Raw genomic sequence first — 25,731 nt, 5'->3', positions numbered from 1 at the left:
AAAACCTGACCATGTTATATTATTTGTTTGAATATTTGGAAAAAGAATATCAGGTACCCGGTGCCAGTCTTTTCCAATTCCAAACATTTAGGGCGGCCATGGCGGTACTGCTTTCCCTGATCCTGGCCACCACTTATGGGAAGCGCATTATACTTTTTCTTCGGCGCAAACAGATTGGGGAGACCATACGTGACTTAGGTTTGGAGGGGCAGGAGCAAAAGGCCGGAACCCCTACTATGGGCGGATTGATTATTATCATGTCCACTTTGGTTCCTGTGTTGTTATTCGCCGATATCCTAAACATCTATATTATTCTGCTGATAGTCACCATTATTTGGATGGGCATTATCGGTTTTGTGGATGACTATATCAAAATATTCAAAAAGGATAAAAAAGGCCTAAAGGGCAGATTTAAAGTTTTGGGACAGGTAGTCCTGGGCCTTATTGTAGGGGCCACACTCTATTTTCACCCAGAGGTTACCATGAAGGAAAAGGACAATACCCTTATAACACAACAATATGAAGTTATGGAGGTAGAGGGCAAGGAGATAAAATCCATTAAGACCAATATTCCCTTCTTTAAGAATAACGAGCTGGATTATGCCGATTTTGTTTCCTGGATGGGTGATGGCGCGGAAAAGTATGCGTGGTTGCTTTTTATCCCTATAGTAATTTTTATCATAACTGCGGTATCCAATGGTGCCAATCTAACGGATGGTATTGATGGTTTGGCTGCCGGTACTTCGGCTATTATAGTCATGACACTGGGAATTTTTGCATGGGTCTCCGGGAACATCATTTTTTCCGACTATTTGGATATTTTCTACATTCCGAAAGCGGGTGAGCTTTTAATATTTATAACTGCTTTCGTTGGTGCTTTGGTAGGTTTCTTATGGTACAATGCGTACCCGGCACAGGTTTTCATGGGAGATACAGGAAGTTTAACGATTGGAGGGGTCATTGCCGTAATCGCCATCATTGTACGGAAAGAACTGCTTATTCCCATACTCTGTGGAATATTCTTTGCCGAATCCATTTCCGTGATGTTACAGGTCGGTTATTTCAAATACACCAAAAAGAGATTGGGTGAAGGGAAGCGCATTTTTTTGATGGCCCCCCTGCACCATCATTATCAAAAGAAAGGGTACCATGAAAGCAAGATAGTTACCCGTTTTTGGATTATAGGAATATTGTTGGCCATAGTAAGCTTTGTGACATTAAAGGTGCGCTAGCATGGGGCGATTGGTCGTGTTGGGTGGTGGTGAGAGCGGTATCGGTACCGCAATTTTGGGAAAACAGAAAGGATACGGGGTTTTTGTATCCGATTCAGGAAAAATAAAGACAAAATATAGAAACGCTCTTGAACATTTTGGGATTGATTGGGAGGAAGGCGGTCATACCGAGGCAGCTATCCTAAACGCAGATTTGGTCATGAAAAGTCCGGGTATTCCGGATACCGTTTCCTTGGTAGTAAAATTAAGGGGGAAGGGCATCCCGGTAATTTCGGAAATTGAATTTGCTGCACGCTATACGGATGCCAAGATTATTGGTATTACCGGAAGCAACGGAAAGACCACCACCACCATGTTAACCTACCATATTCTTAAGGAAGAAGGGCTTAACGTGGGCATGGCCGGTAACATTGGGGATAGTTTCGCGAGGATGGTAGCCGAACATGATTATGAATATTACGTTTTGGAAATCAGCAGTTTTCAACTGGACGGTATAGTGGATTTTAGACCGGAAATTGCAATGATTACGAATATAACACCGGATCATTTGGACCGCTACGATTATAAGTTTGAAAATTATGTCGCCTCAAAATTCAGGATTACCAAAAACCAAGGTGAGGAAAATCATTTCATCCATGATGCGGACGATGATACGATTATGGATTGGTTAACCGAGCACCCGGTCAAATCCCGATTACTACCCTTTTCAATTCAAAAAGAGTTGGAGGAAGGTGCTTATATAGAGAATAACGAAATACAAATTCGTACACAAAACAATGCAATCGCGATGAAAACGGACACTTTGGCACTGGAAGGAAAGCATAACTTAAAGAACACCATGGCTGCTGCTATGGCCGCAAAACTTATAGGTATCCGAAAGGAGACCATTCGGGAAAGTATAGCCAATTTCCAGGGGGCTCCCCATCGGTTGGAAAAGGTGTTAAAAATACATCATGTGCAATACATCAACGATTCAAAGGCTACCAATGTTAATGCTACTTATTTTGCGCTAGACAGCATGAGTGCTCCTACCGTATGGATCGTAGGGGGCATTGATAAGGGAAACGACTATAAGGCCTTGATGCCCTTAGTGCGTGAAAAAGTAAAGGCTATTGTTTGTCTAGGTCTGGACAATACAAAAATTAAGGATGTTTTTGGCAATGTGGTGGATTTAATGGTGGAGACTTTTGCCATGGAGGAAGCGGTAAAGGTGGCCTATAAAATTGCCGAACGCGGGGATGCGGTTTTGCTGTCTCCCGCCTGTGCCAGTTTTGATCTTTTTAAGAATTATGAGGATAGGGGCGATCAATTTAAGGAAGCTATAAAGAATCTATGACCATGCTACGGGTGTTTAAAAATATCAAAGGAGATAAAGCTATTTGGGCCGTCGTGGCCTTATTGGCCGTATTTTCCTTTCTGCCGGTTTACAGTGCCAGTAGTAACTTGGTCTATGTTGTGGGCAATGGCACCACTACGGGACACTTGATCAAACACGCTTTGCTTTTGTTTTTAGGTTTTGGGATTATTTTCGGGGTGCACCGGATTCCTTCCCATTTTTTTAAAGGGCTATCTATTATAGCTATGCCCATAGTTCTTGTGTTATTGGTTTTTACCCTGGCGCAAGGCGATACTATTGCGGGGGCCAATGCCAGTAGATGGATTCGGATTCCTTTTGTGGGCATAACGTTCCAAACTTCAAACCTAGCTACGGTGGTCCTAATGATTTATGTTGCCAGGTATTTGACCAAGATCAAGGATAAGACCATTAGGTTTAAAGAAAGTATCCTGCCCTTATGGGTTCCTGTTTTTTTGGTAGTTCTATTGATATTACCTGCCAATTTTTCTACGGCCGCCATCTTATTTTCCATGGTGCTTTTGCTTTGTTTTTTAGGGGGATATCCCTTGAAATATATTTTTGGAATAGTAGGTACAGGAATGGTTTGCCTTACATTTTTTATACTCACGGCAAAAGCCGCACCCGATCTTTTTCCCAATCGTGTGGATACATGGATAAGTCGGGTAGAGAGTTTCTGGAATCCTGAGGATACCGAAGCTGATTATCAAATAGAGAAGGCCAAGATTGCCATTGCTTCTGGAGGAATTGTCGGTAAAGGGGCTGGCAAAAGCGTACAGAAGAATTTTTTGCCCCAGAGCTCCTCGGATTTCATTTATGCCATAATTGTTGAGGAATATGGTCTTGTGGGTGGCTTTGTTTTGATGTTTTTCTATCTGTTTTTACTGTTCCGAATCGTGGTTGTGGCCAATGGCAATGGAACCATTTTTGGAAAATTGTTGGTTTTGGGAGTCGGTCTGCCGATTGTTTTTCAGGCTTTGATCAATATGGCGGTTGCGGTTGAACTGTTTCCTGTTACAGGCCAGACCCTACCCTTGATAAGTAGTGGCGGGACTTCCAGTTGGATGACATGTTTGGCCATTGGCATCATATTAAGTGCAAGCAATAAGGACAATGACATAGAAAGGAAGACATTGGATATTGATGATTCAAACCCTTTACAAGTGTTGAGTGGGCAATTATAGGTTCATACTTTCCGGGGGCGGTACCGGAGGACATATATATCCGGCCATTGCCATAGCCAATGAATTGAAAAGGAGGTTTCCGGAAGCCGATTTTTTATTTGTAGGCGCAAAGGATCGAATGGAAATGGAGAAAGTACCCCAAGCGGGATATAAAATTGAAGGATTATGGATTACCGGGTTACAGCGGAAACTAACCCTTAAAAATTTGATGTTTCCCTTTAAATTGATAAGTAGTTTGCTGAAATCGCGAAAAATAGTATCCCAATTTAAACCTGATGTCGTCATAGGAACAGGAGGGTTTGCCAGTGGGCCATTGCTACAGGTGGCTTCTGGACGAGCTATTCCCTGTGTGCTTCAAGAGCAGAATTCCTATGCGGGTATTACCAACAAACTGCTGAAGGATAAAGTGGCTAAAATCTGCGTGGCCTACGATGGTATGGAAAGGTTTTTTCCGGTCTCAAAAATTGTAAAGACCGGCAACCCGGTACGGGAAGATTTAGTGAATACGGAGGTAACGGGACCCGAGGCAAAGACCTTTTTTCAGTTGGATCCCAAGAAAGAGGTAGTTCTGGTTTTAGGTGGAAGCTTGGGAGCAAGGCGTATTAATGAGTTGATTGAAAAGGAACTGGAATATTTTGCATCCAAAGACCTACAGGTAGTATGGCAATGTGGCAAACTGTATTTTGAGCAGTATAAAAATCACGCAAAGGAGGACGTCAAGGTTTTTGATTTTTTGGACAAAATGGATTTGGCCTATGCGGCTGCGGACTACATCATTTCAAGGTCAGGAGCCAGTTCGGTATCCGAACTGTGTATTGTAGGCAAACCAACGCTATTTATTCCTTCGCCCAATGTGGCGGAGGATCACCAGACCAAAAATGCTGTGGCCTTGGTCACACAAAATGCCGCTTTGATGTTACGGGAAACCGAGTTGGATGAGAGGTTTGAAACCGTTTTTTCGGACTTGCATCAATCCAGGGATAAGCAAGAAGAGCTGGGTGCAAATCTAAAGAATGAGGCTATGCCCAATGCAACAAAGCATATTGTGGACGAAATAGAAAAATTGTTAGGGACATTGGACACATAATATATCAAAACAAACCTGAAATATAATTTTGAACTTGACGAACATACATAACGTTTATTTTATCGGAATAGGAGGCATAGGCATGTCCGCCTTGGCGCGATATTTCAAGTTCATCCATAAGAACGTGGCGGGGTATGACAAAACGGAAACGCCTTTGACCAAGGAACTGGAAAATTTGGGTATATCGGTACATTATGAAGATGATACGAATAGAATTCCCAACTTGTTTTTGGAAATGGAGAATACCCTTGTGGTCTATACGCCCGCGGTTCCCTCGGAGCACTCCGAGTATCAATACTTTCTAAAGAGAGGTTTTGACATAAAAAAACGTTCCGAGGTCCTGGGTCTTATTACCAAGGATACCTTTTGTTTCGCTGTGGCCGGTACACATGGCAAGACTACAACATCAAGTATTCTGGCCCACTTGCTCAATGAAACCGGAACCCCGCTTACTGCATTTTTAGGTGGGATATCGGAGGATTTTGACAGTAATTTTTTGTTTCGTGGAGCGCAATATTCTGTGGTAGAAGCGGATGAATTTGATCGTTCCTTCCTTAAGCTGTATCCGGATGTGGCCTGTGTAACCTCAATGGACGCCGATCATCTTGACATTTACGGGGATAGTGCCTCGCTACGGAAATCCTTTCAAGAATTTGCGGAGCGTTTAAAGCCCGGAGGACAACTTTTCATAAGGAATGGCCTTCCCTTACAGGGCACTACCTATGGTATTGAAGATGGGTCGGACTATTGTATCCGTAATCTGCGGATAGAGGGGGAGACCTATATATTTGATGTAGTAACTCCCCTTACTACGATTACGGGAGTTAAGTTCAACAAGCCCGGCAGGCATAATTTGCTTAATGGATTGGCGGCTTTTGCCATGGCGGGACAGTCCGGAAATTCCTTGGATGAATTGGCACTGGCATTAGCAACCTTTAAAGGCGTGCAGCGAAGGTTTTCATATCAGATCAAATCGAAGGATTTCATATTTATTGATGATTACGCACATCATCCTACGGAAATCAATGCGGTTTACGATGCGATTCGGGAAATGCACCCAAGAAAAAGTATTACCGCCGTTTTTCAACCTCATTTGTTTTCAAGGACAAAGGATTTTGCGGATGATTTTGCGGAAAGCCTGTCTAAATTCGACACGGTTTTACTTCTGGATATTTACCCGGCACGAGAGAAACCTATGTCGGGAATTTCTTCGGAGTGGTTACTGGGGAAAATTGAAAATCCAAACAAAAAATTAATTAAAAAATCAAATTTAATTCACGAAATAAGAGATCAAAATCCTGAGATCCTCGTAACCCTGGGAGCTGGGGATATAGGATTGGAAGTATCTAAAATTAAAAGCGAACTGGAGTATGCGAATTAATTGGAACTACATCAAGATAGGTGCGCTTAGCCTTGTATTAATGGGGCTTTACGCATTTTCCAACCAAAGGAACGAAAAGAGAAAAGTGGCAGGTATTAACATCGAATTTGTCGGAGATCAAAATCTCTATATTACACAAAGCGTGGTTAATAAATTGTTAATACAAAATTATGGGCCCATCATAAATGTGCCTAAAGAAAAATTAGTTTTGAATACTATAGAAAAGGTCATCGAGGCCAATGAAATGGTGAAAAGTGCCCAAGTTTATCTTACTGTAAATGGTGAACTTACGTCTAAAATTGTTCAACGCAAGCCAATCGGACGCATAGAGGGGAATTCAAAGTTTTATCTAGATGATGAAGGGAAACGTATGCCGTTGTCCATGAGTCATTCTGCTAGGGTTCCTATAATCACAGGTAAGATTACAGGCAAAGGTTTAGAGGATGTTTATGAAATTCTGAAGTATATAAACCAGGACGATTTTCTCCGTAAAAATGTAATTGGTATCCATATTGAGGAGGAGGAAAGATATCAATTGAAGTTTCGGATGGAACAGTTTGTAGTCCATTTGGGCGGTATAGACAATCTAGAAGAGAAGTTTAACAATTTCAAGGCGTTCTATGCCAAAGCAAATCGGGACAAAACGTTGGAGGAATATGCCATGGTAAACTTGGAATTTAATAATCAGGTAGTATGCACCAAAATTTAGGGATAACAATGGAACAAGGTAGCTATTCAGTAGGGTTGGACATAGGGACAACCAAGATCGTGGCCATAATCGGTAGGGAAAACGAATATGGAAAAATTGAGGTTCTCGGTATTGGACGATCCAAAAGTTTGGGCGTACATCGAGGTGTGGTCAACAATATTACCCAAACCATTAAGTCTATTCAACAGGCCGTTGAGGAGGCCGAGGCCAATTCCGGACTAAAAATCGCCTCGGTTGTCGTTGGGATAGCAGGCCAGCATATTAGAAGCCTTCAGCATAGCGATTATATTACGCGTTCGGACTCGGAAGAGGTAATTAATGAAGATGATTTGGATCAATTGTGTAATCAGGTCTATAAACTGGTTATGCTGCCCGGGGAAGAAATTATTCATGTATTGCCACAGGAGTATAAGGTAGATGGGCAGGCCGAGATCAAGCAACCCATAGGAATGTACGGAGGACGTTTGGAGGCTAATTTCCATGTGGTGGTCGGGCAGGTTTCGTCCATAAAAAATGTGGGGAGGTGTATAAAGAGCGCCGGTCTGGATTTGGGCAATATTACTTTGGAGCCTTTGGCCTCTTCAGATGCCGTATTGAGCCAAGAAGAGAAAGAAGCGGGAGTTGCCCTAATTGATATTGGTGGGGGAACCACGGATTTGGCCATTTTTAAGGATGGCATTATCCGCCATACCGCTGTAATTCCATTTGGAGGAGGTGTTATAACCGAGGATATCAAAGAGGGGTGTTCCATTATAGAAAAGCAGGCAGAATTACTGAAAATAAAGTTTGGCTCGGCATGGCCGGGGGAGAATCGGGACAATGAAATTGTATCCATTCCCGGGCTTCGCGGTAGGGAGCCGAAGGAAATTACCCTAAAGAACCTTTCCAAGATCATTCATGCCAGGGTAGTCGAAATTATTGAGCAGGTATATGTTGAGATAAAGAACTATGGGCATGAAGAGCAGAAAAAGAAACTCATTGCAGGTATCGTGCTTACTGGAGGGGGAAGTCAGTTAAAGCACCTGAAGCAATTGGTGGAATACATTACCGGCATGGATACCCGTATCGGCTACCCTAATGAACACCTTGCCGGAGACTCGGAAGAAGCTATTGCCAGCCCTTTGTATGCCACCGCAGTTGGTCTTTTAATGAATGCCTTAAAAAATCAGTATAAGGAGAAATCAGTATCTCAAAACATTGAAAATGAAGAAGAAATGGCCTATGCAGGTCATGAACCAGAGACTGTAGGAGCCACCAAGGTCAAAAAAGAAAGAAAATCCGTTTTTGATAAATGGTCGGAAAAACTAAAGGATTTCTTGGACAACGCGGAATAGAAATAGAATAGTAGAAGAATATAATAACCAGTAATAAAAAGAATATGAGCAAGAACACGGAATTTGAAAACATAGCTTTTGATTTGCCCAAAAATCAAAGTAACGTTATAAAGGTCATTGGCGTAGGTGGTGGTGGGAGCAACGCCATTAATCACATGTTCCAGGCCGGCATAAACGGAGTGGATTTTGTTATCTGCAATACCGATCAACAAGCGCTTCAGAACAGTGCCGTACCAAATAAGATCCAGTTGGGCGTTTCCTTAACGGAAGGACTTGGTGCAGGAGCCAATCCTGAGGTGGGAGAGCAGGCCGCATTGGAAAGTATGGAGGACATTAAGGGTATGCTGGATACCACAACAAAGATGATTTTCATTACCGCCGGTATGGGCGGAGGAACGGGTACTGGTGCCGCTCCTGTCATTGCAAAACAAGCAAAGGAAATGGACGTGCTTACCGTGGGCATAGTGACCATGCCCTTTCAGTTTGAAGGTAAAATGCGTTGCCAACAGGCTCAGGTTGGGATTGAAAAATTACGCTCCAATGTAGATTCGCTCATAGTTATCAATAACAATAAATTACGTGAAGTTTACGGAAATTTAGGTTTTAAGGCTGGTTTTTCCAAGGCTGATGAGGTTTTAGCCACTGCAGCCCGAGGTATTGCAGAGGTTATTACACATCACTATACTCAGAATATAGACCTTAGGGATGCCAAAACCGTACTTTCAAATAGTGGTACGGCTATTATGGGATCCGCAATGGCATCGGGTTCCTCCAGAGCTCATGAAGCCATTGTAAAGGCCCTGGATTCTCCCTTGCTGAACGACAATAAAATTACTGGGGCCAAAAATGTACTATTGTTGATTGTTTCCGGTTCCCAGGAGATTACCATTGATGAAATAGGCGAAATCAATGACCACATCCAAATAGAGGCAGGTTATGGAGCCAATATCATTATGGGAGTCGGAGAGGATGAAAATTTAGGCGAGGCTATTGCCGTTACCGTTATCGCCACGGGGTTTAATGTAGATCAGCAAGATGATATCGTAAATACGGAATCCAAAAAAATCATCCATAACTTGGAAGAAGGACAGAAGGCTGAACAGGATTTGACCTCAAAGCCCGTTGTACATCAATTGCTGGAAGAAGAGAGCGAAGAACCCGAAAAAACCTATAGTCTTCCAGAAGAGGAGGAATTGGGAATGGATTTGATTCCTACCACCAACTATATCAAAAATTTCAATGTCTTTTATGAAGAGGTAATCGAAGGCGTGGTACCAGGAGAAGTTTCCGAGGACGATTTTATCATTATAGATTCCAAGGATACCCTTAATGACATTGAAGTGGTCGACCCTGAAGTGGTCTCGTCCAAAAAGGAACAGATTGCCATGAGTTTTGATATGCCTTTGTCCAGTGAAGAAGATGAAGAAAAAGAAAATGTAATCACATTTAGTTTGGATGAAGAGGTTAAGGAAATAGATGTAAACGACCATATTGAAGTAGTCCCCGTATTGGAATACAATAAAGATGGTGAAACCCGTTACAGTTTGGACGATTATATGGAACTGGAGAATAAACTTACCGGAGCCAAGTCCAAAGCAGAGGAATATGACCCCAAAATAATTGAGGATGAGCTAGTTTTTGAGAAAAAGACGATATCCGATAAGGATAGGGACCTAAAACCGAAAAACCCTTCCAAGGAAATAGACCCCATGGAAATTCCTATTGAGGAATTGTTAAAGGCAAGGGCAGATGAAAGAAGAAGAAAATTAAAGGATTTCAACTATAAATTCCAGAACGGTCTCAGCAACATAGATGAGATAGAAAAAGAACCGGCCTATAAGCGGCAAGGTGTGGATTTGAACGAAAACCCAAGACAGGCCAAGGTTTCTAGAACCAGCCTAAGTGAAGATAGTAATGGAGAGATCCAATTACGCTCCAACAATTCATTTTTAAATGATAACGTGGATTAGCTGCCATTTTCCCCAAACATTCCAAACCCGAAAATAACCATTATTTTCGGGTTTATTTTTTATCTTTGCATTTCGAAAAAATCAGAAGTTATGGGCCTACAACAACAGGTAATGGAGCAAATGAAAACGGCTATGAAATCCAAGGATTCGGTAGCTTTGGAATCTCTAAGGGCCATTAAGTCGGCCTTGTTATTGGCACAGACCGAAAGCGGGGCAGGAGGTAATCTTTCGGAAGCCGATGAAATAAAACTGGTACAGAAGTTGGTGAAGCAACGCAAGGATAGCGCATCCATTTATACGGAACAAGGTAGGGAGGATTTGGCCGAACCGGAACTGGCACAGGCCGCTGTTATTGAACAATTCCTTCCGGAACAACTGACCGAGGAAGAAATAGAAAAAGTGGTGGTACAGACCATAGATGCTATCGGTGCTTCGGGGATGAAGGATATGGGAAAGGTCATGGGAATCGTTTCCAAGGAATTGGCCGGACAGGCAGATGCAAAAACCATTTCTACTATAGTGAAAAATAAGTTATCTTAGCGCGCTTTTAGCAGTATGCTAAAATTACTTTGGCCGCGTGGCGCAACTGAATAGCGCATCAGATTTCGGCTCTGAGGGTTGGGGGTTTGAATCCCTCCGCGGTCACGAATGAATCAAAAAGTCGTATGGCAAAACAAGTTTGCTTGAATTTGTAATTGCGGCTTTTTGATTTTCAACGCGGAGCGTTGTTGGGAAAATCGAAGATAATCCCTCCGCGGTCACGAATGAATAGTTCGACAAGAAAAAATGCCAAGCATGCTTGAGCATTTTTTGTTTGAACTATTTTCAAAGCGGAGCATTGAAGGATATACGTTCGCAAATCCTTTCTCGATCACCGACCAAAGACCTCCTATCTGGAGACCTTTTATAAGTCTATTCTATGTACTTAGAGCCAATGGTATGCACAGCTTTCCCAAAGGGTCCGACGGTACCGTTTCGGCATACCCGATTCAACTCTAAAAAATAAGACGCTGAAACAGGTGTACGGCACGGACCTTTCCTTTCCACAATATTAGGTAGTCCTTCTTCTATAGTAACATAAAAGGTGTCCGGATTTATCTAGGATACGGGATTTCGGACATCCAACCTATTTTTTTCGGATAGGTTTGGTTCAACAATTTATAATCGAGTTTCCTTACTAAAATTTAGGTTTATGAGAAAAATGAATTTCAAGGGCAAGGTGATATGGATTACGGGGGCTTCCTCTGGTATCGGTGCATCTTTGGCCATGCAATTGAACAACTTGGGAGCAACCGTAATTGCCTCAGCAAGAAGGACGGAAAAATTAATCGAGTTAAGGGAGAAGTGTGCTGATCTTCAAAATTTTATGGTACTTCCCTTGGACATTACAGATTCGCAATCTATCCAAAAATCAGTGGCGCAGGTTCGGCAACTGGGTCGCTTGGATTTGGTCCTCCATAATGCCGGTATTGCCCAAAAAGGATTGGTCATTGAAACTGAACTGGATGTAGATCGTAAGGTTATGGAAACCAACTATTTCGGTACGGTAGCTTTGACCAAGGCAATCATGCCCATGTATTTGCAACAAGGCTATGGTGGGTTTGGAATTGTTTCGAGTTTTGCCGGTGTCATGGGCATCCCCGGAAGATCGGCCTACTCGGCTTCAAAACATGCGCTACATGGTTTTTTCGAATCCTTAAAGGCGGAGCACATGGGTTGTAAGCTCAATGTCAGTTTTATCCTCCCGGGCTTTATCAATACAGCTATAACGGCCAAGGGACTATGTGGTGATGGAACCCCCTATGGTAAGGTAGAGACCTCCCATCGCTTGGGTATGACGCCTGCTGAATGTGCCCAGGATATTATCAAAGGATTGCAAAAGAAAAGAAAGCAAATTGCAGTTGGTAAGTTTGAGGTGTATTTGTTGTCCATCAATAGAATTGCTCCGGGATTGGGACACTATATCATAAAAAATCATCCTATGCGTAGGTGGCGCAGGCTAAAATCCAGATTTGACCTTACTATTCATTTCAAGGGAAACAAGGTGATTGAGCGCCGATGTACTAAAAACTGTTGAACCCCACAATTCCGGCAAGAACCGTATCACAAAACAACGTTTGTGGCCCCGTAAAGGAGACGGACAACATGTTTATAGCAAGTGGCCAAGTTTTTATAACGTATGATCATACTGATGCTGGTGAACCCCAAAAAGGGCGGATTACACATAGCCTGCTTGCCGTAGGCAGGTTTAAAGGACTGGACCAGGGCTGTTCATAGGAGCCATTGTTGTAGGTAGTTTTTTATAATTCATTTGGTAAAACAAATTGTCCTGTATCATATTTAGGTATCAAATTGATTTCACTTGTATTGTCTTTAATAGCCTTGAATCTTTCTATAAGAACGTCAGCGTCAGGTGCCTGGAAGTAAACCGATTTAAGATTTTTCATTGCCCCAATAATCTTCCTGTCAATATCTCGATTGAAGAATGGAAATGAGTAGCCAATTATTACCAATGCTAAACAATCCTCGGTGTTTTTAATAGCCAAGTCAACTATGCTTTTATCTGGATTTTCTCTTTCCCAAGCAAAAGAAAAGTTAGAGTATAGATTCCCAAAGTATGTTACAGCTGTAAAGTTTCTCACCACTCGATCAACGAAAGATAAATCTACTGGAACTTTGAGGTTAGGAGCAAACATATATTGTCGCCAACCACCATCAGAATAAAGTCCAGTCGTTCCGTTTAATTTATAAATCCCAAATCTTTCATCTGTATCATTATCTCCATATTTATGTTTAACATTTAGTGAACTTTGATTAGATGATACATCTTGTTGACTTGAATACTCCGAATACGAAAGTTCAAATTGATAGTCGTAGTTCCACGAAAGTATCCTTAAGTTGTCTGGGAAGCGATATAAACTATTGTGAATCGAAGCAAAAAAAGTGTCATACCTCTTGTCGGGTTTATTCAGTGCCTGTTGAAATACAAAGAATATTGATAAAGCAACTTTCAACTTTTCAAGTTCCTTACGATTTCCTTTAATCGTTAATTTTTTCGCAAATGTGTCAACGCTTGCATGATTAGAGCTTTCAGTTAATAGCCATTCAAGATTCTTTATCAATTCTAATTGGTAGTGGCTTTTACTTTCAGGAGCATTAGATGTTAAATCATCATATTTGTCTTTGTTAGATAGTTGCAAATCGTCTGATTTAAGCAATTCAATCAGTTCTTGAATTCTATCAGGAATTTCATCAACTATTGGCAAAGCATTTCTGCTTGCACCTGCTCCAAATAAGTATACTATTTTATTCATTTATTTAATTACCTACAACGGTAGAGCTATGAACAGTACGGGGGCAAACTGGCGTTTACTTTCCGCCAGACAAATAGCCAAACCCTTTTGTTTTGCTTTTTCTTTGTTTATTTAATGCCAAATCCAAAAGATTTGGCGGTGTTCGTTGATATTCCGGGTTTATAACTTAAGTAGCTAAGCCCGTATTATTTATAGGTATTGTTAGCAATAGTTATTTTTCCATAAGTGGCTTAATCTTTTGTTCCACAAACAGTTTTTCAAAGTCTTCCAAGGTCATTTGTTTTACGAAATTCACATCATCTTCGTCAACACCGCCCGAGAAAATGAATGTACTCCCTTCAACATAGTAGTTAAGAATACTATCAAGTTTGATGCTCAAAATACCTTTCTCTTTTTCTTTAACCATTAAAGACAATTCAATTTCTGCATTTTTCTCAGGAATCCTTAACATTGAAATATACTTGTCATTTTCCAAAGAGTAATATATAAGTCCAGCAGCCCGAGCTTTTTTTAAATCGGATTTTAATTCAACTCGATAATTGGATTTTAAATTAAGAGCTCCTTCTTTATTTGGAACCGAAGTCGCTATAAATGCAAAACAGCAAATACCGATTATGAATGGTTTGAGAATCTTTTTTGGTTGAATCAATTGTCTAAATTCTGAATTCCAGTATGCATATGAAATTGGTAAAATTAGTAGAGAAACTAAGTCCGTATAATCAACTGTTCGGTCAATCCCAATTCCGTATGAGTGAGCAAAATCAAAAAACGGCTGTGAATATTCCGATTTCCAGATTATGAACAAAATTCCGCTAAAAATGTAAATAGATTTTATCCTTTTTGAAAAGAAACAACTAAAAAAATAAGGGAAGGCAAATAGTCCGGCGAAATCGGATAGTTTCCCAGTAAAAAAGTTATGATACTCGTATTTAAGGTAAAGGTCATTAATCAGCAGTAGAATAACTGAAGCAAGAAATATAGTCCGAAACAGAGGTTTTTCCTTAGTCACAATTTCTTTTTCATAATTATTGCTAACGATTAGTATATGGCAAGTAGGGCTGAAAAAAGCGATATCCTTTCAAGTTTGTACTGAGCCAAATCAACGATTTGGCGGTGTTAGTAAATAGCACTGAACTTTCGCAAACCACCGAACGCCTTATTTGCTATATACAGTGTTACCACCTTTTTTTATTCAGTTAAAATTTCATTTTCTACATCTTCCTTGTCAACTGTTCTCGTGCTAAGTTTCCATAACCAATATATACCACCTAATGGTATTCCAAAGGTCCAAGCTGAACTCAGGTAGCCCATATAACTAAAACTAATACCCAATAGGATTTGAAAACTCAATAGGCTAAATGAAAGTCCATTTACAGCACTATAAGTTATAGCGGGTACATTAAGGCAAATGACAGCAATATATTTCAACCACTTTTTCTTTAGATCACTTTTTTTTATTTTTCTAATTATCCAAATATTGAAGACAGGTACACAAATAGCTAATATTCCAAATAGCCAAAATATCATCATATTCGGAATTGGTTCTTTTATATCAAGAGTTTGGATGTTGTATATCTTATTTGAATTGTCGTCAAAAATTATTTCGAAAACTCCGAACTCTGTGTCGTTAGAGAATTCGATTTGGGCTTTAGTTGTATTAGGAGGTGTACTTTCTCCTTCGACCGTTGAAAAAGTCTTATTCGCGGTCATAAACTTGTAGTCCAATTCAATTCCAAAATTTTTTACAATTAGTTGACGGAAATTTGCTAAACCCACTTTCAGAGTGTCAAGATTTGTGTTTTTGAATCCATCGTGTTCGGTTGCCATATAGGTTAAGCTTTTTTCATAATCTTCTTCTATCAGAGCTTCTACAAACCCCTCAGTAGTGTCTTTGTAAGTAAAAGCGTTATTAATGAAATCGCAGCTTGTAAGAAGTGATATGGTTAGTATCAGAAGTGAAAGTTTTGTTAGCTTCTTCATTTTTTCCAATTGGTGGTAACGGTCTCGTATAACCATCAGTTACGGGTTAATATGCTTTAATTTTCGGTTTAGCACAGACTTTAGCAATTCCGAGTGGATTCGGACGTAGTCGAATCCGCCGTAATTGCGGTTATACATTGTTGTGCATAGTTGTTTTTTACGTGTCAAGTGAAATTTCATTCCAGTCAAATTCTTTGTAAACTGTATATTCCAATGCTTTTCTTCTTTCCATTATTATGTCCAAATCAACTTTATCCGTTTGTTTTCCAGTCAAATTGTTATTTCGAGCGAACCAATGAGCACGATAGAACTTATCCAACATTTCAAATATTTCTACTTGATTTCTCAATTTGAATTCAGATATGAATTTTTCGGCTGATTCATTTTTCGCAATGTTCGGAATCAACGAAGCAAGTGAATCTTCCACGCCAGTATTTAAAGTCAGATTATTGTGAAATCCGCCAATCCAAGCAAAAGTCCAAATGGCTTCTACATACCAATAAATGTCTATTTGATTCTGTTCAGGTAATTCCGAATATTCCGTTTCCAAATATTCCAATTCTTCTTCGTTCAAATAGTCTATAAGTCTATTTTCCTCAAGATACTTTTTGATTATGTCTCTTGGTGCTTGAAGGTGTAACTGAAATAATGCAGTTAGAACCATTGTTCTACGAGCTATTTCTTCTGGTTCTCTAAACTCAGGATTGTCCAAATAAGGTAAATGTTCAATTACCTCAATTCCGTTCGAACGCAATTGCTTTGTATTCCTATCCTTTATTTTTTCGGGTTTAATTTTCTTTTGGAACCACATTTTTCTTCAATTATGCACAACGGTCCCGGCTATGGCCCCGTGGCCAGCGCCGGACGTTTTTTATTACATTCAAGTTAGGAAAAAATGGCCAAGCGATAGGCATGGGTTATAGCCATTGTTGTAGCACGTTTTATTTAGTAGCAATATCACCTTCACCTGGTGGTACTATCACAAATCCGTATTCCACATTATTTGGAACGTTATACTTTTCCCAATACTCTCCTCCAATTCCAGCTATTTGGCTTTTTTTGTCGCTGATTTCAAGTCCAAATTCTCCGAAATAAATTTTTGGTCCTATGTCAAATGAAATAGAGTCTGTATCTACAAACTGGAATACTTTATCTTCATTTGGCCTCAAGGTAAATTTATCTTTGATAGTTACAATTTTGTCTGTGTTATTCCATAGAAATATTTTATATGAAGCTCCAGTTTTCAAATATTCGTCAGGAATCATATAAGATTCATGTCCTTCTTCAATAATTTCATTTCCATGTTTGTTTTTATATTTTTTAGGTGTTTTCCTTTTTTTGATTAAGAAAAAACTCAGAATTGCGATTATGGATATTCCCACTGTTAATAATCCGTATTGAAATAATCCTGCAACAAGAAGTACTACAAATCCATCTTGAGGAAATCTATTCGTTTTTTGAAAGAGTACATTTATTATGTTGTTATTGTTCATCAAGTAATGGCAGAAAATACAGATTAAGCCAACTAAATAAAGTCCAACAATTTTAAAAGCCCTTTTATTCATCCCATGTATCTGAACACGTTAAAAATATTTTTGTTATTAGGTTTTTAACTTCCACCGATTGCCTCATTCTTTTAATGTGCTACAACGGTCAGTATATGAAGCGTAGCATACCGCAGGGTGCTATGATTTCATATACAGTGTTATGTGTTTTCTTTTCGTTTGTTCCCACAAGCTGGACAGTATGATGCTTTTGGCGTTCTATATGGTTTACCACATTTTCCGCATGGTGGTCCGTATTGATGAATAGCATGATGCATTATAGCGTTTGGCACGGTTTCATCAAACCCAGTCAATCCGGTATAATAATCTAGCAAGGGTTTAAATCTTTCTTTTATATTGATTCCGTTGGTTTTAAATCCTTGGTTATATAATTTCTTCGCAATCTCAAACTCGTCTTTATCAAGCATGGGAACCGTCATTTTACATCTCCAACACCATAATTCTTTCATAATTGATCATCATATTTTGGCATATGATAAGTTGCTGTATAAAGAAGCTCTTCACCTGATGCAATAAAGTCGTCAAATGCTGTATTATACCATCTCGAATCTGTTGGAGTTTTCGCATAATCTTCAAAACCATACACGTCATAATAAGTTCCATTTTGCCAAGGTTCAATGCCATAAATTCCCAATCCAAATTTTTCAACACGTTCTAGTACAATACGAAAGTCTGATTCCGAAAAATATTTAATTGATTCAGTGTCAAATCCATCATTCAGGTTTTTTAGACCAACAAAGATGTGTTCGTCCAAAAAATCATTTTTTAATTGACGGTTTTCTATCTTGGGTTTATTCATTTGGTTTATCGGCTTTTCCTCAATTACACATAACAATTGTATAAACGTACCTAGGTACGTTTATTTCTTTTATATGCAGAACTAAGATAAGAGATTTTGGATCCCTTTGAACGAGGTTCTTGCCACGCGGGTATAGATTTCGGCAGTTTAGGCACAATTAGGTATACACTTTGCCGTGTGCAGCATTTTATTGGTCAAGCATTTTCCTTAACAATACAATTTGCCCCAGATGATAGTAAGAGTGTTCGATCATACCTTCAATGTTTCTTCGAAAATCACCATAGTCCGTATTCACAAATTCCGCATTGAGTTTTTCTTCCGACATATGTTCAACATGGTTTGCAAATTTTTCCGCATTTGAAAAAAGATTAGTGGTAAGGTCGCTCCATTCCTGTTCCGAATTCATTTTTGGGAGGTCAAAACTAAATTTATCCCGAATTTCCAGATTACCTCCTTCAAATACGTTCAATACCCCGGAAATATAATAGTTTAAGTGAAATGTTAGTTTGGCAATAGTATTCAAGTTGTCAATCTCGGTCACGGCCTGTTCCAAGGTGACATTACGGAGTTGATCTTGTACGTTTGTATTTGCAATCCATTTTCCGTTCAGAATTACTTCCCTGAACCGATTGGCGAGCTGAATTGAAGACTTCATTTGGTTTCTGGAAAAATGTCGGCCGGTTTTAAAGCCTTTGTAAAGATAACTGATAGCCGGAATTTCTCGTTGGAAATCCGGCTATTAATTCATCATGTGCCTTAATGTACCCTAGATTATTCTTTCGTGTATTTTGTAATATCTACCGTCCTGCTTGCTTCGTTGTTGTTTTTGACAGCATTGAGCATATCGTTTAGTACCGATTTTTTATAATACCGCCCATTGACCATAACCGAGTTTATGCTTCGGGTGTTGGCGATGTCCATCAGGGGATTCTTATCCAGTATAATCAGGTTGGCCTTGGCCCCCTGCTTAAGTATACCGGTATTTTTACCTAGCCATTCCCCTGGTGTGCTTGTAACGGATTGCAGTACTTCGGCGGGGGACATTCCCGCGTCCCTTAAACTTACTAATTCGTCATGTAGCGAAAAGCCCGGTACCGCACAAGGTACATTTGCATCGGTTCCGGCCAGTATTCTTACGCCGTTTTCATTTAGGTTACGTAGTGTAATCCTGCATGCCTCGGCATAAGCTGCCCAAAAGATTTTTATTCGCTCCAACTGGGAGGGAGTAAAGGTTTCGACATCTAAGATTCGATACCGATTCACGGTCGGTAACCATCCCAGGCCGGGTATATTTTCGTCCCACTCACTTAAACCGGGATTTACATAGGTCAGTTCTACTTCGCTTAAGATCTGGTCTATACTGAATTTTTGTTTTACAAAGCTTTCCATAAGCCAAAGGGTAGTGGTTACGACGATATCTTTTTCAGCCAACCCTGGCGCAAGTTCCTTGGTCTTTTTGTCCACAGCGGCTAGAAAATCATTGGCGTCTGTTTGGTTCTTTATGCCATCAAACCCCCCATTTTCCCACAGTATCGGTTTCATGAGTTCTTCCAAGTGGGCTACTTCCTCTTGGTTGGACATTAAAAAGTCCTCAAGGTCCACACTAAACGGAATATGGCCTATAACATCCAGATCGCTTTTTGGTGCGAGCTCGTTTATAGACTTGTAACCGTCCGCATTTAATTGAGAATAAATCTTAATGCCATCATAACCCTTTTCTGCCATCTCCTCAACAAGCCGCTTTGCCTCTTTTTCATTCTTGACCGATTCAAATCCTTGGGTCCAATTCATAAACCAGCCCTCAACCTTTCCAAAGCTCCCTATTCTTGGTGAGGCAATGTACATGTCCGGCCCGATCCGTTTCCCTTGCTCAATCTCTCGTCTCCATTGCAAATGAACTTCATCACCCATCATTTCTCGAATTTCCGTAACCCCATTGGCGATATATAGCAATAAGTCGTTAGGGCTCTTCAACAAGTGCACGTGGGAGTCTATAAGGCCGGGGATTAAAAATTTATCTGCTCCGTTGATGATTTTTACGTCTGGGGAATCGTCTATAATTGAGTCAATGGAAACTATTAAGCCTTCTTCTACCAATACGGATTGATGGGGTACAAATCGTTTTCCATCTTGAGAGAGGACACTGATATTTTTGATCAAGACAGGCTGTGCATCAAGGAGGAAGCTATCAGCGCCGACTTTCTCTGTGAGATCTCCATATATTCTACTTATTTTGCGTTCTGAAAAATACCAAAGGAGTACGAATCCTACGGCTAGCAGCATAAGTATGTATTTCCATATTTTTTTCCAATTCATAACATGCCTTTTTAAGTACGTAAGAAGATAATGCGAAGATGGTTTTCTAAGTTGACCAAAACCTGACACCTTTGTGACAAAATCATTTTTTGGTAATTCTTTTTCTAATTCTACTCAAGGATTGCCTTTCAATTCCCAGGAAGGAAGATAAATGCGTAAGGCTTACGCGATTCATTAATTCCGGATGCTCCTTAACGAATTTCAAATACCTTTCTTCTGCGGTATTGAATAGAAAGCCCTCAATGCGATCGTTTAGGATCGTGAGGGTCTGTTCGGCCATCAATCGACCGTATAATTGCCCGTTCGTGAATTTCTCGTAGCTTAACTGAATAATGCTATAGGGTACACCAATGATTACGGAGGGCTCTATACATTGCAGAAAGTATTTGGTCGGCCTCTGTTTTATAAACGCCGGATAGTCCGTAAGATATTCGTTCTCCTTGGCAAAGCCAGTTGTTATTTGATTGCCTTTTTCATTAATGTAGTATCTGCGAACCAAACCCACAGAAATGAACCCCATTTCCTTTTGGACGTCGCCTCGTTTTAGGAAAAAATCCCGTTTGCGATACTCCTTGATCGTAAGATCAGGTCTAATAGCATCGATTTCCCGAGGAGTGGAATGACTCAAATTTTTTAGGTAGGAATTAAGATAGCTTTCATAGTTTTTCTTCATCATGTGTTTAGCGTACCTGTTTCTGTAATGACTTACATTGTTGTTTGTATGCAATTATGGGTAAAAGCTGGATTGCCCCTTGTGAGTATTACCTGCTATTTTCTTTGATTTCATGAATCACTTCAGTGCTCACCCAGTAAATATCCTGATTGCTGGTGTAAAATAGATATTTCCCGTCCTTGGTCACAAAAGGACAATATTCATAATTTTTAGTGTTTATCGCTTCACCCATATTTACAGCCTTTGTCCAAGTGCCATCTTCGTCTTTAAAACTTATATAGAGATCGCCGCGTCCATATCCACTTACGCGTGTGGAACAGAAAATGATATAGGACTCATCCGGTGAAACAAACACATCCGCTTCATAGTCCGCTGTATTGATATTGTCATTTAATACAACCGGTTTTTGATAGGTACCATTTACATTTCTAGAATAATAGATATCGTAGTCTGTTTTGTTTGGATTGTGGCCGTTTGATGAAAAATATAGGGAACCTTCCTTGGTAAAGGAAATATAGTATTCGTTTCCTTTTGTGTTGATATTCGTACCGGCATTAATGGGTTGCGACCATCCTTTCTTTTCTTTTTCCGCATACCAGATGTCCACGTCCTTTGGTTCCCCTATGCCGTCCAAGGCCCTTTTGGAAATAAAGTACAATCTGTTTTCATCATTTGAAAGAAAGGGGTCATTGTAACCGTATCGCTCGTGCGAGAATATGGTTTCGGGTTTGCTCCATTGATTGTTTGTCACTTTGGAATACCGAATCTCACTTTTTCCGTTTACATCTACCCCGAAATAAAATTCGGCACCCTCCGTATTAAAAACAGAACCAAATTCGGATTCTTCGGTCGATATAAAATTCGGGGCAAACAACTTCGGTACGGTTCCCGGAGGTTTTTGCCCCATATATTCACCCTTTATTACAATACTTCGTACTTCGCTTTCATCGGCACCTAAGGACAGTAACAATCCATAGATATCATCTGCACCCAATCGTTTTGCTATTTCCAATGGGGTGCTTCCGCGTTCATTTTTTGTGTTGCTATCGATACCTAATCGTACCAGTTTTTCAACGAACCGTGTATCCTTGTTTAATACGGCACGTTCCAAAAGTGCCGTTCCATAGTTTTGGATCCATGAGTTATTGGGTTGCAGTTTTTGAAGTCGATCAAAAGAATATTCATCATTGAAATTAACGGCAACGTACATCGGTGTGCGTTTTTCATTATCCTCCAGGTTGATGTCAATTCCCTTCTCGATTAGAAAGTCAAAAGCTTCTTTCTTTTTGCAGCCTAGGGCCCAGTGTAGTAACGACCTGCCCCTATCATCTTGTAGATTAACGTCTTGATGGGCAAGCAGTGAATCCAATTTATCCAGATTTCCCTGGCATGTTGTTCTAAATAGATTTTGGGCCATCGTAGGAAGGCTTGTTAGCAACAGTAGTATGAGTAGTATCTTTTTATTGTTCATTTTTGAAATAACGATAATAATCGTGTCCTTGATTTCCAATTTACCGAATGCCAGCATGACAAACCATTTCGGCGTGGCATGGTAGCCTGTGCTCTTACAACACCCTATTTGTAACTTTGATTTCTTGGATGTTGACAAAAGTTTTATATCCAGCCTAATTTACACTTTTTCCTTGGTTATCAAGCCCTATGGCGATCTTAGGTGATTAGGGTTAATTACCAACGGTTTTGTTAAAGACATCCTTTTTCGGTATCCAGAAAAAAGTAGGACCGCAGTAAGCGGTCCTACTTTATAAAAGTGATTTAACGAAACTTAATAGATATTTGGCCTGGTATGAATTATGTTTTCCAATTGGCCTCCATAGGTCACGGCTTGTGTCGCCTTCAGAAAGTCGTGGGGGAATCCCATTTCAATAGTGCTTTCCCCTTGAAGTAAGGCTATGTCATCGGAATTGAGCTCAAAGTCGATGCTTTCCAAATTTGATTCGATATGACGTAATTTGGTGCCACCCAAGATGGGAATCAGCCCTTGTTGTTTTACAAAACTTATGGCCACAGTTGCTGGGCTTACCTCATTTTTTCTTGCAATTTCGATGACCTTTGCAGCTATGCCCAGGTTGCGTTCGGAAAGTGCGGCAAATTCCGACACATCCAACCTCCGGGTTCCCTTCTCATCATCCGTATTGTACTTTCCGGTCAAGATTCCGGAGGATAAGGGAGACCAGGCCAAGGTGGTCATCCCTTCATCCTTTGCCATGGGCAACAATTCACGTTCCCCGGTTCGTTGTATTAAACTGTATTCGATCTGGGAAGCTTCAAATGGGGTCAATCCATTTTGCCTTGCATACATATTGGCCTTGCTGATAACCCAGGCGGGGGCGTCCGAAATTCCTAGGTACAATACCTTACCTTGTCGTATCATATCGTTCAGTGATTGCATAACCTCTTCCACCGGGGACATAAAATCCCAGGAGTGAAGCCAAAAGATATCTATGTATTCAGTATCCAAGCGTTTAAGGCTTCTATGTAGGGACTGCATCATACTTTTTCTGCTGTTTCCGGCCCTATTGGGGTCTGTTCCCGGCATAGCGTCCGTATACTTGGTGCCCAATACAATGGAGTCCCTCTCACTTTTAATAAACTCACCAACAAATTTCTCGCTGGTTCCTCCGGTGTATATTTCGTTGGCCGTATCAATGAAGTTTCCACTCGCCTTTATGAAGGCATCATACATCTGTTGGCTTGTTTCCTTGTCCGCACCCCAGCCTGCCTCTGTACCAAAGGTCATGGTTCCCAAGGCGATTTCCGATACGCGCAATCCTGTATTTCCCAATAATTTATAGTTCATCTTTTTAATTTTTAAGGTTATTCATTTTTATTTCAAATAGTTTACAGCTTCGTTCATAGCGGCCTGTACGGCGTCTTCCTCAAAATACAATTGTTGTTGGTTGTATTCATTCAGCCATTTAATGTCCTTTTCCCCTTTTATCAGTTCATAGAACTCCTTGGTTCCTTGGGGTACTGCACCACTTTCGCTATGTACGATGAACACTGGTTGTGTAATGTCCTTACCTATGGAGATACCGTCAAAGGTCAACCAGGGTTCCCAACTGCTCACCGCAAAACGATTATCGTATTTTGGTCCGGCGGCCTTGGCGGGGCTCAAGTAGTAATCAAAGGCACCTTGGGGAACATACATGGCGCTTAGGGAATCTAGTTCACTGGCGGCCAGAACATATTCCATTATACCGGTTTCCGCGTACTTCCGCTTTGCTTCTTTGGAAGCTTCCAGTAAACCAGCGGTGCCCCCAGGACGCATGTCGTAGATGCTTTTGGCTATGGCCGGGTTGTGTAACCAAGGAGCTACCAACACCAATTTTTTAATACGGGTATCTTGGGCAGTAGCATGTGCCATATACCCGGAACTGGCACAAACACCTAGGGCGGATAGTTTATCCATATCAATATTGGAGTGGGTCTCCAAATAATCTACGGCTGCCTTAATATCCGCTATTTTAAGACGGTAATCCTCAACTTGCCTAGGCTGCCCTTCACTTTCACCAAATCCAGTGAAATCAAAAGTCATGGTAATAAAACCATCCTTGGCCATTACACTTGCGTATTCATCGGGCATTTGTTCCTTGATACTTGTCCAACTTCCGGCAACTATGGCCGCTGGGTATTTTTGGGTAGCATCAAAGTTGGGGGGTAGGAATAGATGCCCTTTCAAGTTTGCACCGTTACTATTAAAGGTGATTTCCTTCAAGGTTACCCCGCTGTCCGAGGCGGCACCCGCTTGATGTACAGAATAATGTGCAGGCTTTAATCCGGGCCATCCGTTGAGGAGAATATTGGGATTGAAGTATTCCACAAAGTTCGCGATTTTATCATCTTCCAAGGTAAATATCCCCACATAGCTATTATTGTAGGGTTTGCCTTCGTTGGTGGTGATGGTGCCCTGATACTTGGCTATGTAAACATCGGGATTTTGAGTGGTGAAATATTCGATATCATAGGACTGCTCATAACCCATTACGCCAGTGTACTGATTTTTGATGGCAGCTATTCCCGTCAGTTGCTTTGGAAAATTGCCAGGAGCCAGGGGCATTGTTTGCGCTGCATCGGTTGTAAAGGAGGATAGGACATTTTCCAATTTTCGGGCTTCAAGTGCTCTAAAGAAGTCTTGGATTGCAGTTATCCTTTGGGGGTCTGCCTTGGCAAAAGCATTGCTATTCCCTTCCTGAACGTGATTTAGGGCCAATTGCGGTAACAAGGTATCGCCGGCCTGATCATAGAGCGAGACATCGATACGTGCCAATTTCCATGCCCCATTTTCCTTGATGTATTCGGTATCATAGCCTACAAAGACGGTCCAATCCCTGTTTTCCAAATAATGTATGGCGATACCATCAAAAGTAGCCGTGGCCCGATTGCCCGCAATCCAAATCGCAAAGTTGTGTATCTGGTGTACGGTTTTGTCAAAACCAGGCAATAATTGTTGCCAACCGTTGACAATGGTGTCTGGGGTTTTAAATCCGGCGTCACCGCCCAAAGAGGTATAATCTACGTATACCGAATCCGTCATAACAGATTTTACCGTTTCCCAATCCCTCTGATCTGTGGCACTAAAAAGACGTTCCGCTACGGTTTGGATGCCCGTCTTTTCGTTTGCTATATCCATTTGTTGTGTCTCTGTGGTATTCATAACTTTTTCATTTTTACTTTTTTGAATTCCGTTCGTGCAGGCCAATAATCCCATTATCAATCCTGCGAGTATCCATGTTTTCATAGTATTTCTTGTTTTTTTTAATTTGATACCACAAAACTATGGGCGTTGGGAGCCTAGTGTACTACGGAATTCGA

23 protein-coding genes and 1 tRNA gene are annotated in these 25,731 nt (G+C 40.7%); 11 read left to right on the top strand and 13 right to left on the bottom strand.

The window, feature by feature from the left end; all coding sequences use genetic code 11:
- Positions 1-11: 11 nt before the first annotated feature.
- From mraY to D7Z94_RS20160, 11 genes are all read left to right on the top strand, one after another.
- A complete protein-coding gene (mraY, locus tag D7Z94_RS20210) occupies positions 12-1,232 on the top strand; it encodes a phospho-N-acetylmuramoyl-pentapeptide-transferase (protein ID WP_120713441.1) in 1,221 nt (406 codons plus the stop codon).
- Position 1,233: 1 nt separating this feature from the next.
- Positions 1,234-2,568 carry a UDP-N-acetylmuramoyl-L-alanine--D-glutamate ligase gene (murD, locus tag D7Z94_RS20205; protein WP_120713440.1) on the top strand — a complete coding sequence of 445 codons (1,335 nt, stop codon included), beginning with the start codon at positions 1,234-1,236 and terminating at the stop codon, positions 2,566-2,568.
- A 2-nt stretch (positions 2,569-2,570) separates the two neighbouring features.
- Complete coding sequence (locus D7Z94_RS20200) at positions 2,571-3,770, top strand: FtsW/RodA/SpoVE family cell cycle protein (RefSeq protein WP_120713692.1); 1,200 nt, start codon at positions 2,571-2,573, stop codon at positions 3,768-3,770.
- Positions 3,757-4,857, top strand: a complete 1,101-nt coding sequence (gene murG / locus D7Z94_RS20195; RefSeq protein WP_120713439.1) for an undecaprenyldiphospho-muramoylpentapeptide beta-N-acetylglucosaminyltransferase — start codon at positions 3,757-3,759, stop codon at positions 4,855-4,857. Before D7Z94_RS20200 ends, murG begins: the two co-directional genes overlap by 14 nt.
- 28 nt (positions 4,858-4,885) lie before the next feature.
- The gene (murC, locus tag D7Z94_RS20190) at positions 4,886-6,238 is read left to right on the top strand and encodes a UDP-N-acetylmuramate--L-alanine ligase (protein ID WP_120713438.1); all 1,353 of its coding nucleotides are present in this window, start codon (positions 4,886-4,888) and stop codon (positions 6,236-6,238) included.
- Complete coding sequence (locus D7Z94_RS20185; protein ID WP_120713437.1) at positions 6,228-6,947, top strand: cell division protein FtsQ/DivIB; 720 nt, start codon at positions 6,228-6,230, stop codon at positions 6,945-6,947. The genes murC and D7Z94_RS20185 overlap by 11 nt, the downstream gene beginning before the upstream one ends.
- An 8-nt stretch (positions 6,948-6,955) precedes the next feature.
- Entirely contained in the window at positions 6,956-8,281 is a 1,326-nt protein-coding gene (gene ftsA, locus D7Z94_RS20180; RefSeq protein ID WP_120713691.1) for a cell division protein FtsA, read from the top strand.
- A 44-nt stretch (positions 8,282-8,325) separates the two neighbouring features.
- Complete coding sequence (ftsZ, locus tag D7Z94_RS20175) at positions 8,326-10,251, top strand: cell division protein FtsZ (RefSeq protein WP_120713436.1); 1,926 nt, start codon at positions 8,326-8,328, stop codon at positions 10,249-10,251.
- Between the two features lie 90 nt (positions 10,252-10,341).
- Positions 10,342-10,791: a GatB/YqeY domain-containing protein gene (locus D7Z94_RS20170; RefSeq protein WP_120713435.1), complete on the top strand. Its 450-nt coding sequence runs from the start codon at positions 10,342-10,344 to the stop codon at positions 10,789-10,791.
- A gap of 31 nt (positions 10,792-10,822) precedes the next feature.
- Positions 10,823-10,896 (top strand) — tRNA-Arg (locus D7Z94_RS20165).
- Positions 10,897-11,443: 547 nt separating this feature from the next.
- Positions 11,444-12,328 carry an SDR family NAD(P)-dependent oxidoreductase gene (locus D7Z94_RS20160; RefSeq protein WP_120713434.1) on the top strand — a complete coding sequence of 295 codons (885 nt, stop codon included), beginning with the start codon at positions 11,444-11,446 and terminating at the stop codon, positions 12,326-12,328.
- Between the two features lie 223 nt (positions 12,329-12,551).
- On the opposite strand, the gene D7Z94_RS20150 is transcribed toward D7Z94_RS20160, so the two are convergent.
- The 13 genes from D7Z94_RS20150 to D7Z94_RS20090 all read right to left on the bottom strand — a co-directional run bounded on the left by D7Z94_RS20150 (position 12,552) and on the right by D7Z94_RS20090 (position 25,657).
- On the bottom strand, positions 12,552-13,565 hold the full coding sequence (locus tag D7Z94_RS20150; protein WP_120713432.1) for a hypothetical protein: 1,014 nt from the start codon (positions 13,563-13,565) through the stop codon (positions 12,552-12,554).
- A 211-nt stretch (positions 13,566-13,776) separates the two neighbouring features.
- Positions 13,777-14,574, bottom strand: coding sequence for a hypothetical protein (locus D7Z94_RS20145; RefSeq protein WP_120713431.1), 798 nt, complete (start codon positions 14,572-14,574; stop codon positions 13,777-13,779).
- A 179-nt stretch (positions 14,575-14,753) separates the two neighbouring features.
- Entirely contained in the window at positions 14,754-15,545 is a 792-nt protein-coding gene (locus tag D7Z94_RS20140; protein WP_120713430.1) for a hypothetical protein, read from the bottom strand.
- A 157-nt stretch (positions 15,546-15,702) separates the two neighbouring features.
- Positions 15,703-16,356 carry a DUF4272 domain-containing protein gene (locus D7Z94_RS20135; RefSeq protein ID WP_120713429.1) on the bottom strand — a complete coding sequence of 218 codons (654 nt, stop codon included), beginning with the start codon at positions 16,354-16,356 and terminating at the stop codon, positions 15,703-15,705.
- Between the two features lie 130 nt (positions 16,357-16,486).
- Positions 16,487-17,110 carry a hypothetical protein gene (locus D7Z94_RS25870; RefSeq protein WP_211341819.1) on the bottom strand — a complete coding sequence of 208 codons (624 nt, stop codon included), beginning with the start codon at positions 17,108-17,110 and terminating at the stop codon, positions 16,487-16,489.
- Positions 17,111-17,250: 140 nt separating this feature from the next.
- The gene (locus D7Z94_RS20125; RefSeq protein ID WP_120713428.1) at positions 17,251-17,559 is read right to left on the bottom strand and encodes a hypothetical protein; all 309 of its coding nucleotides are present in this window, start codon (positions 17,557-17,559) and stop codon (positions 17,251-17,253) included.
- Positions 17,556-17,909, bottom strand: a complete 354-nt coding sequence (locus D7Z94_RS20120) for a hypothetical protein (RefSeq protein WP_120713427.1) — start codon at positions 17,907-17,909, stop codon at positions 17,556-17,558. The genes D7Z94_RS20125 and D7Z94_RS20120 overlap by 4 nt, the downstream gene beginning before the upstream one ends.
- A gap of 187 nt (positions 17,910-18,096) precedes the next feature.
- Positions 18,097-18,564, bottom strand: a complete 468-nt coding sequence (locus D7Z94_RS20115) for a DinB family protein (RefSeq protein WP_120713426.1) — start codon at positions 18,562-18,564, stop codon at positions 18,097-18,099.
- A gap of 116 nt (positions 18,565-18,680) precedes the next feature.
- Entirely contained in the window at positions 18,681-20,225 is a 1,545-nt protein-coding gene (locus D7Z94_RS20110; protein WP_120713425.1) for an amidohydrolase family protein, read from the bottom strand.
- Positions 20,226-20,307: 82 nt separating this feature from the next.
- Positions 20,308-20,901, bottom strand: a complete 594-nt coding sequence (locus tag D7Z94_RS20105) for a Crp/Fnr family transcriptional regulator (protein WP_245967263.1) — start codon at positions 20,899-20,901, stop codon at positions 20,308-20,310.
- An 85-nt stretch (positions 20,902-20,986) separates the two neighbouring features.
- Positions 20,987-22,426 carry an ankyrin repeat domain-containing protein gene (locus D7Z94_RS20100; RefSeq protein WP_120713423.1) on the bottom strand — a complete coding sequence of 480 codons (1,440 nt, stop codon included), beginning with the start codon at positions 22,424-22,426 and terminating at the stop codon, positions 20,987-20,989.
- 255 nt (positions 22,427-22,681) lie between these two features.
- A complete protein-coding gene (locus tag D7Z94_RS20095; protein ID WP_120713422.1) occupies positions 22,682-23,716 on the bottom strand; it encodes an aldo/keto reductase in 1,035 nt (344 codons plus the stop codon).
- A gap of 27 nt (positions 23,717-23,743) precedes the next feature.
- Entirely contained in the window at positions 23,744-25,657 is a 1,914-nt protein-coding gene (locus D7Z94_RS20090) for a nuclear transport factor 2 family protein (RefSeq protein WP_120713421.1), read from the bottom strand.
- Positions 25,658-25,731: the final 74 nt, after the last annotated feature.

The organism is Ulvibacterium marinum, assembly GCF_003626755.1.
Taxonomy (GTDB): domain Bacteria; phylum Bacteroidota; class Bacteroidia; order Flavobacteriales; family Flavobacteriaceae; genus Ulvibacterium; species Ulvibacterium marinum.
This window is presented reverse-complemented; position numbering and strand designations above follow the sequence as displayed.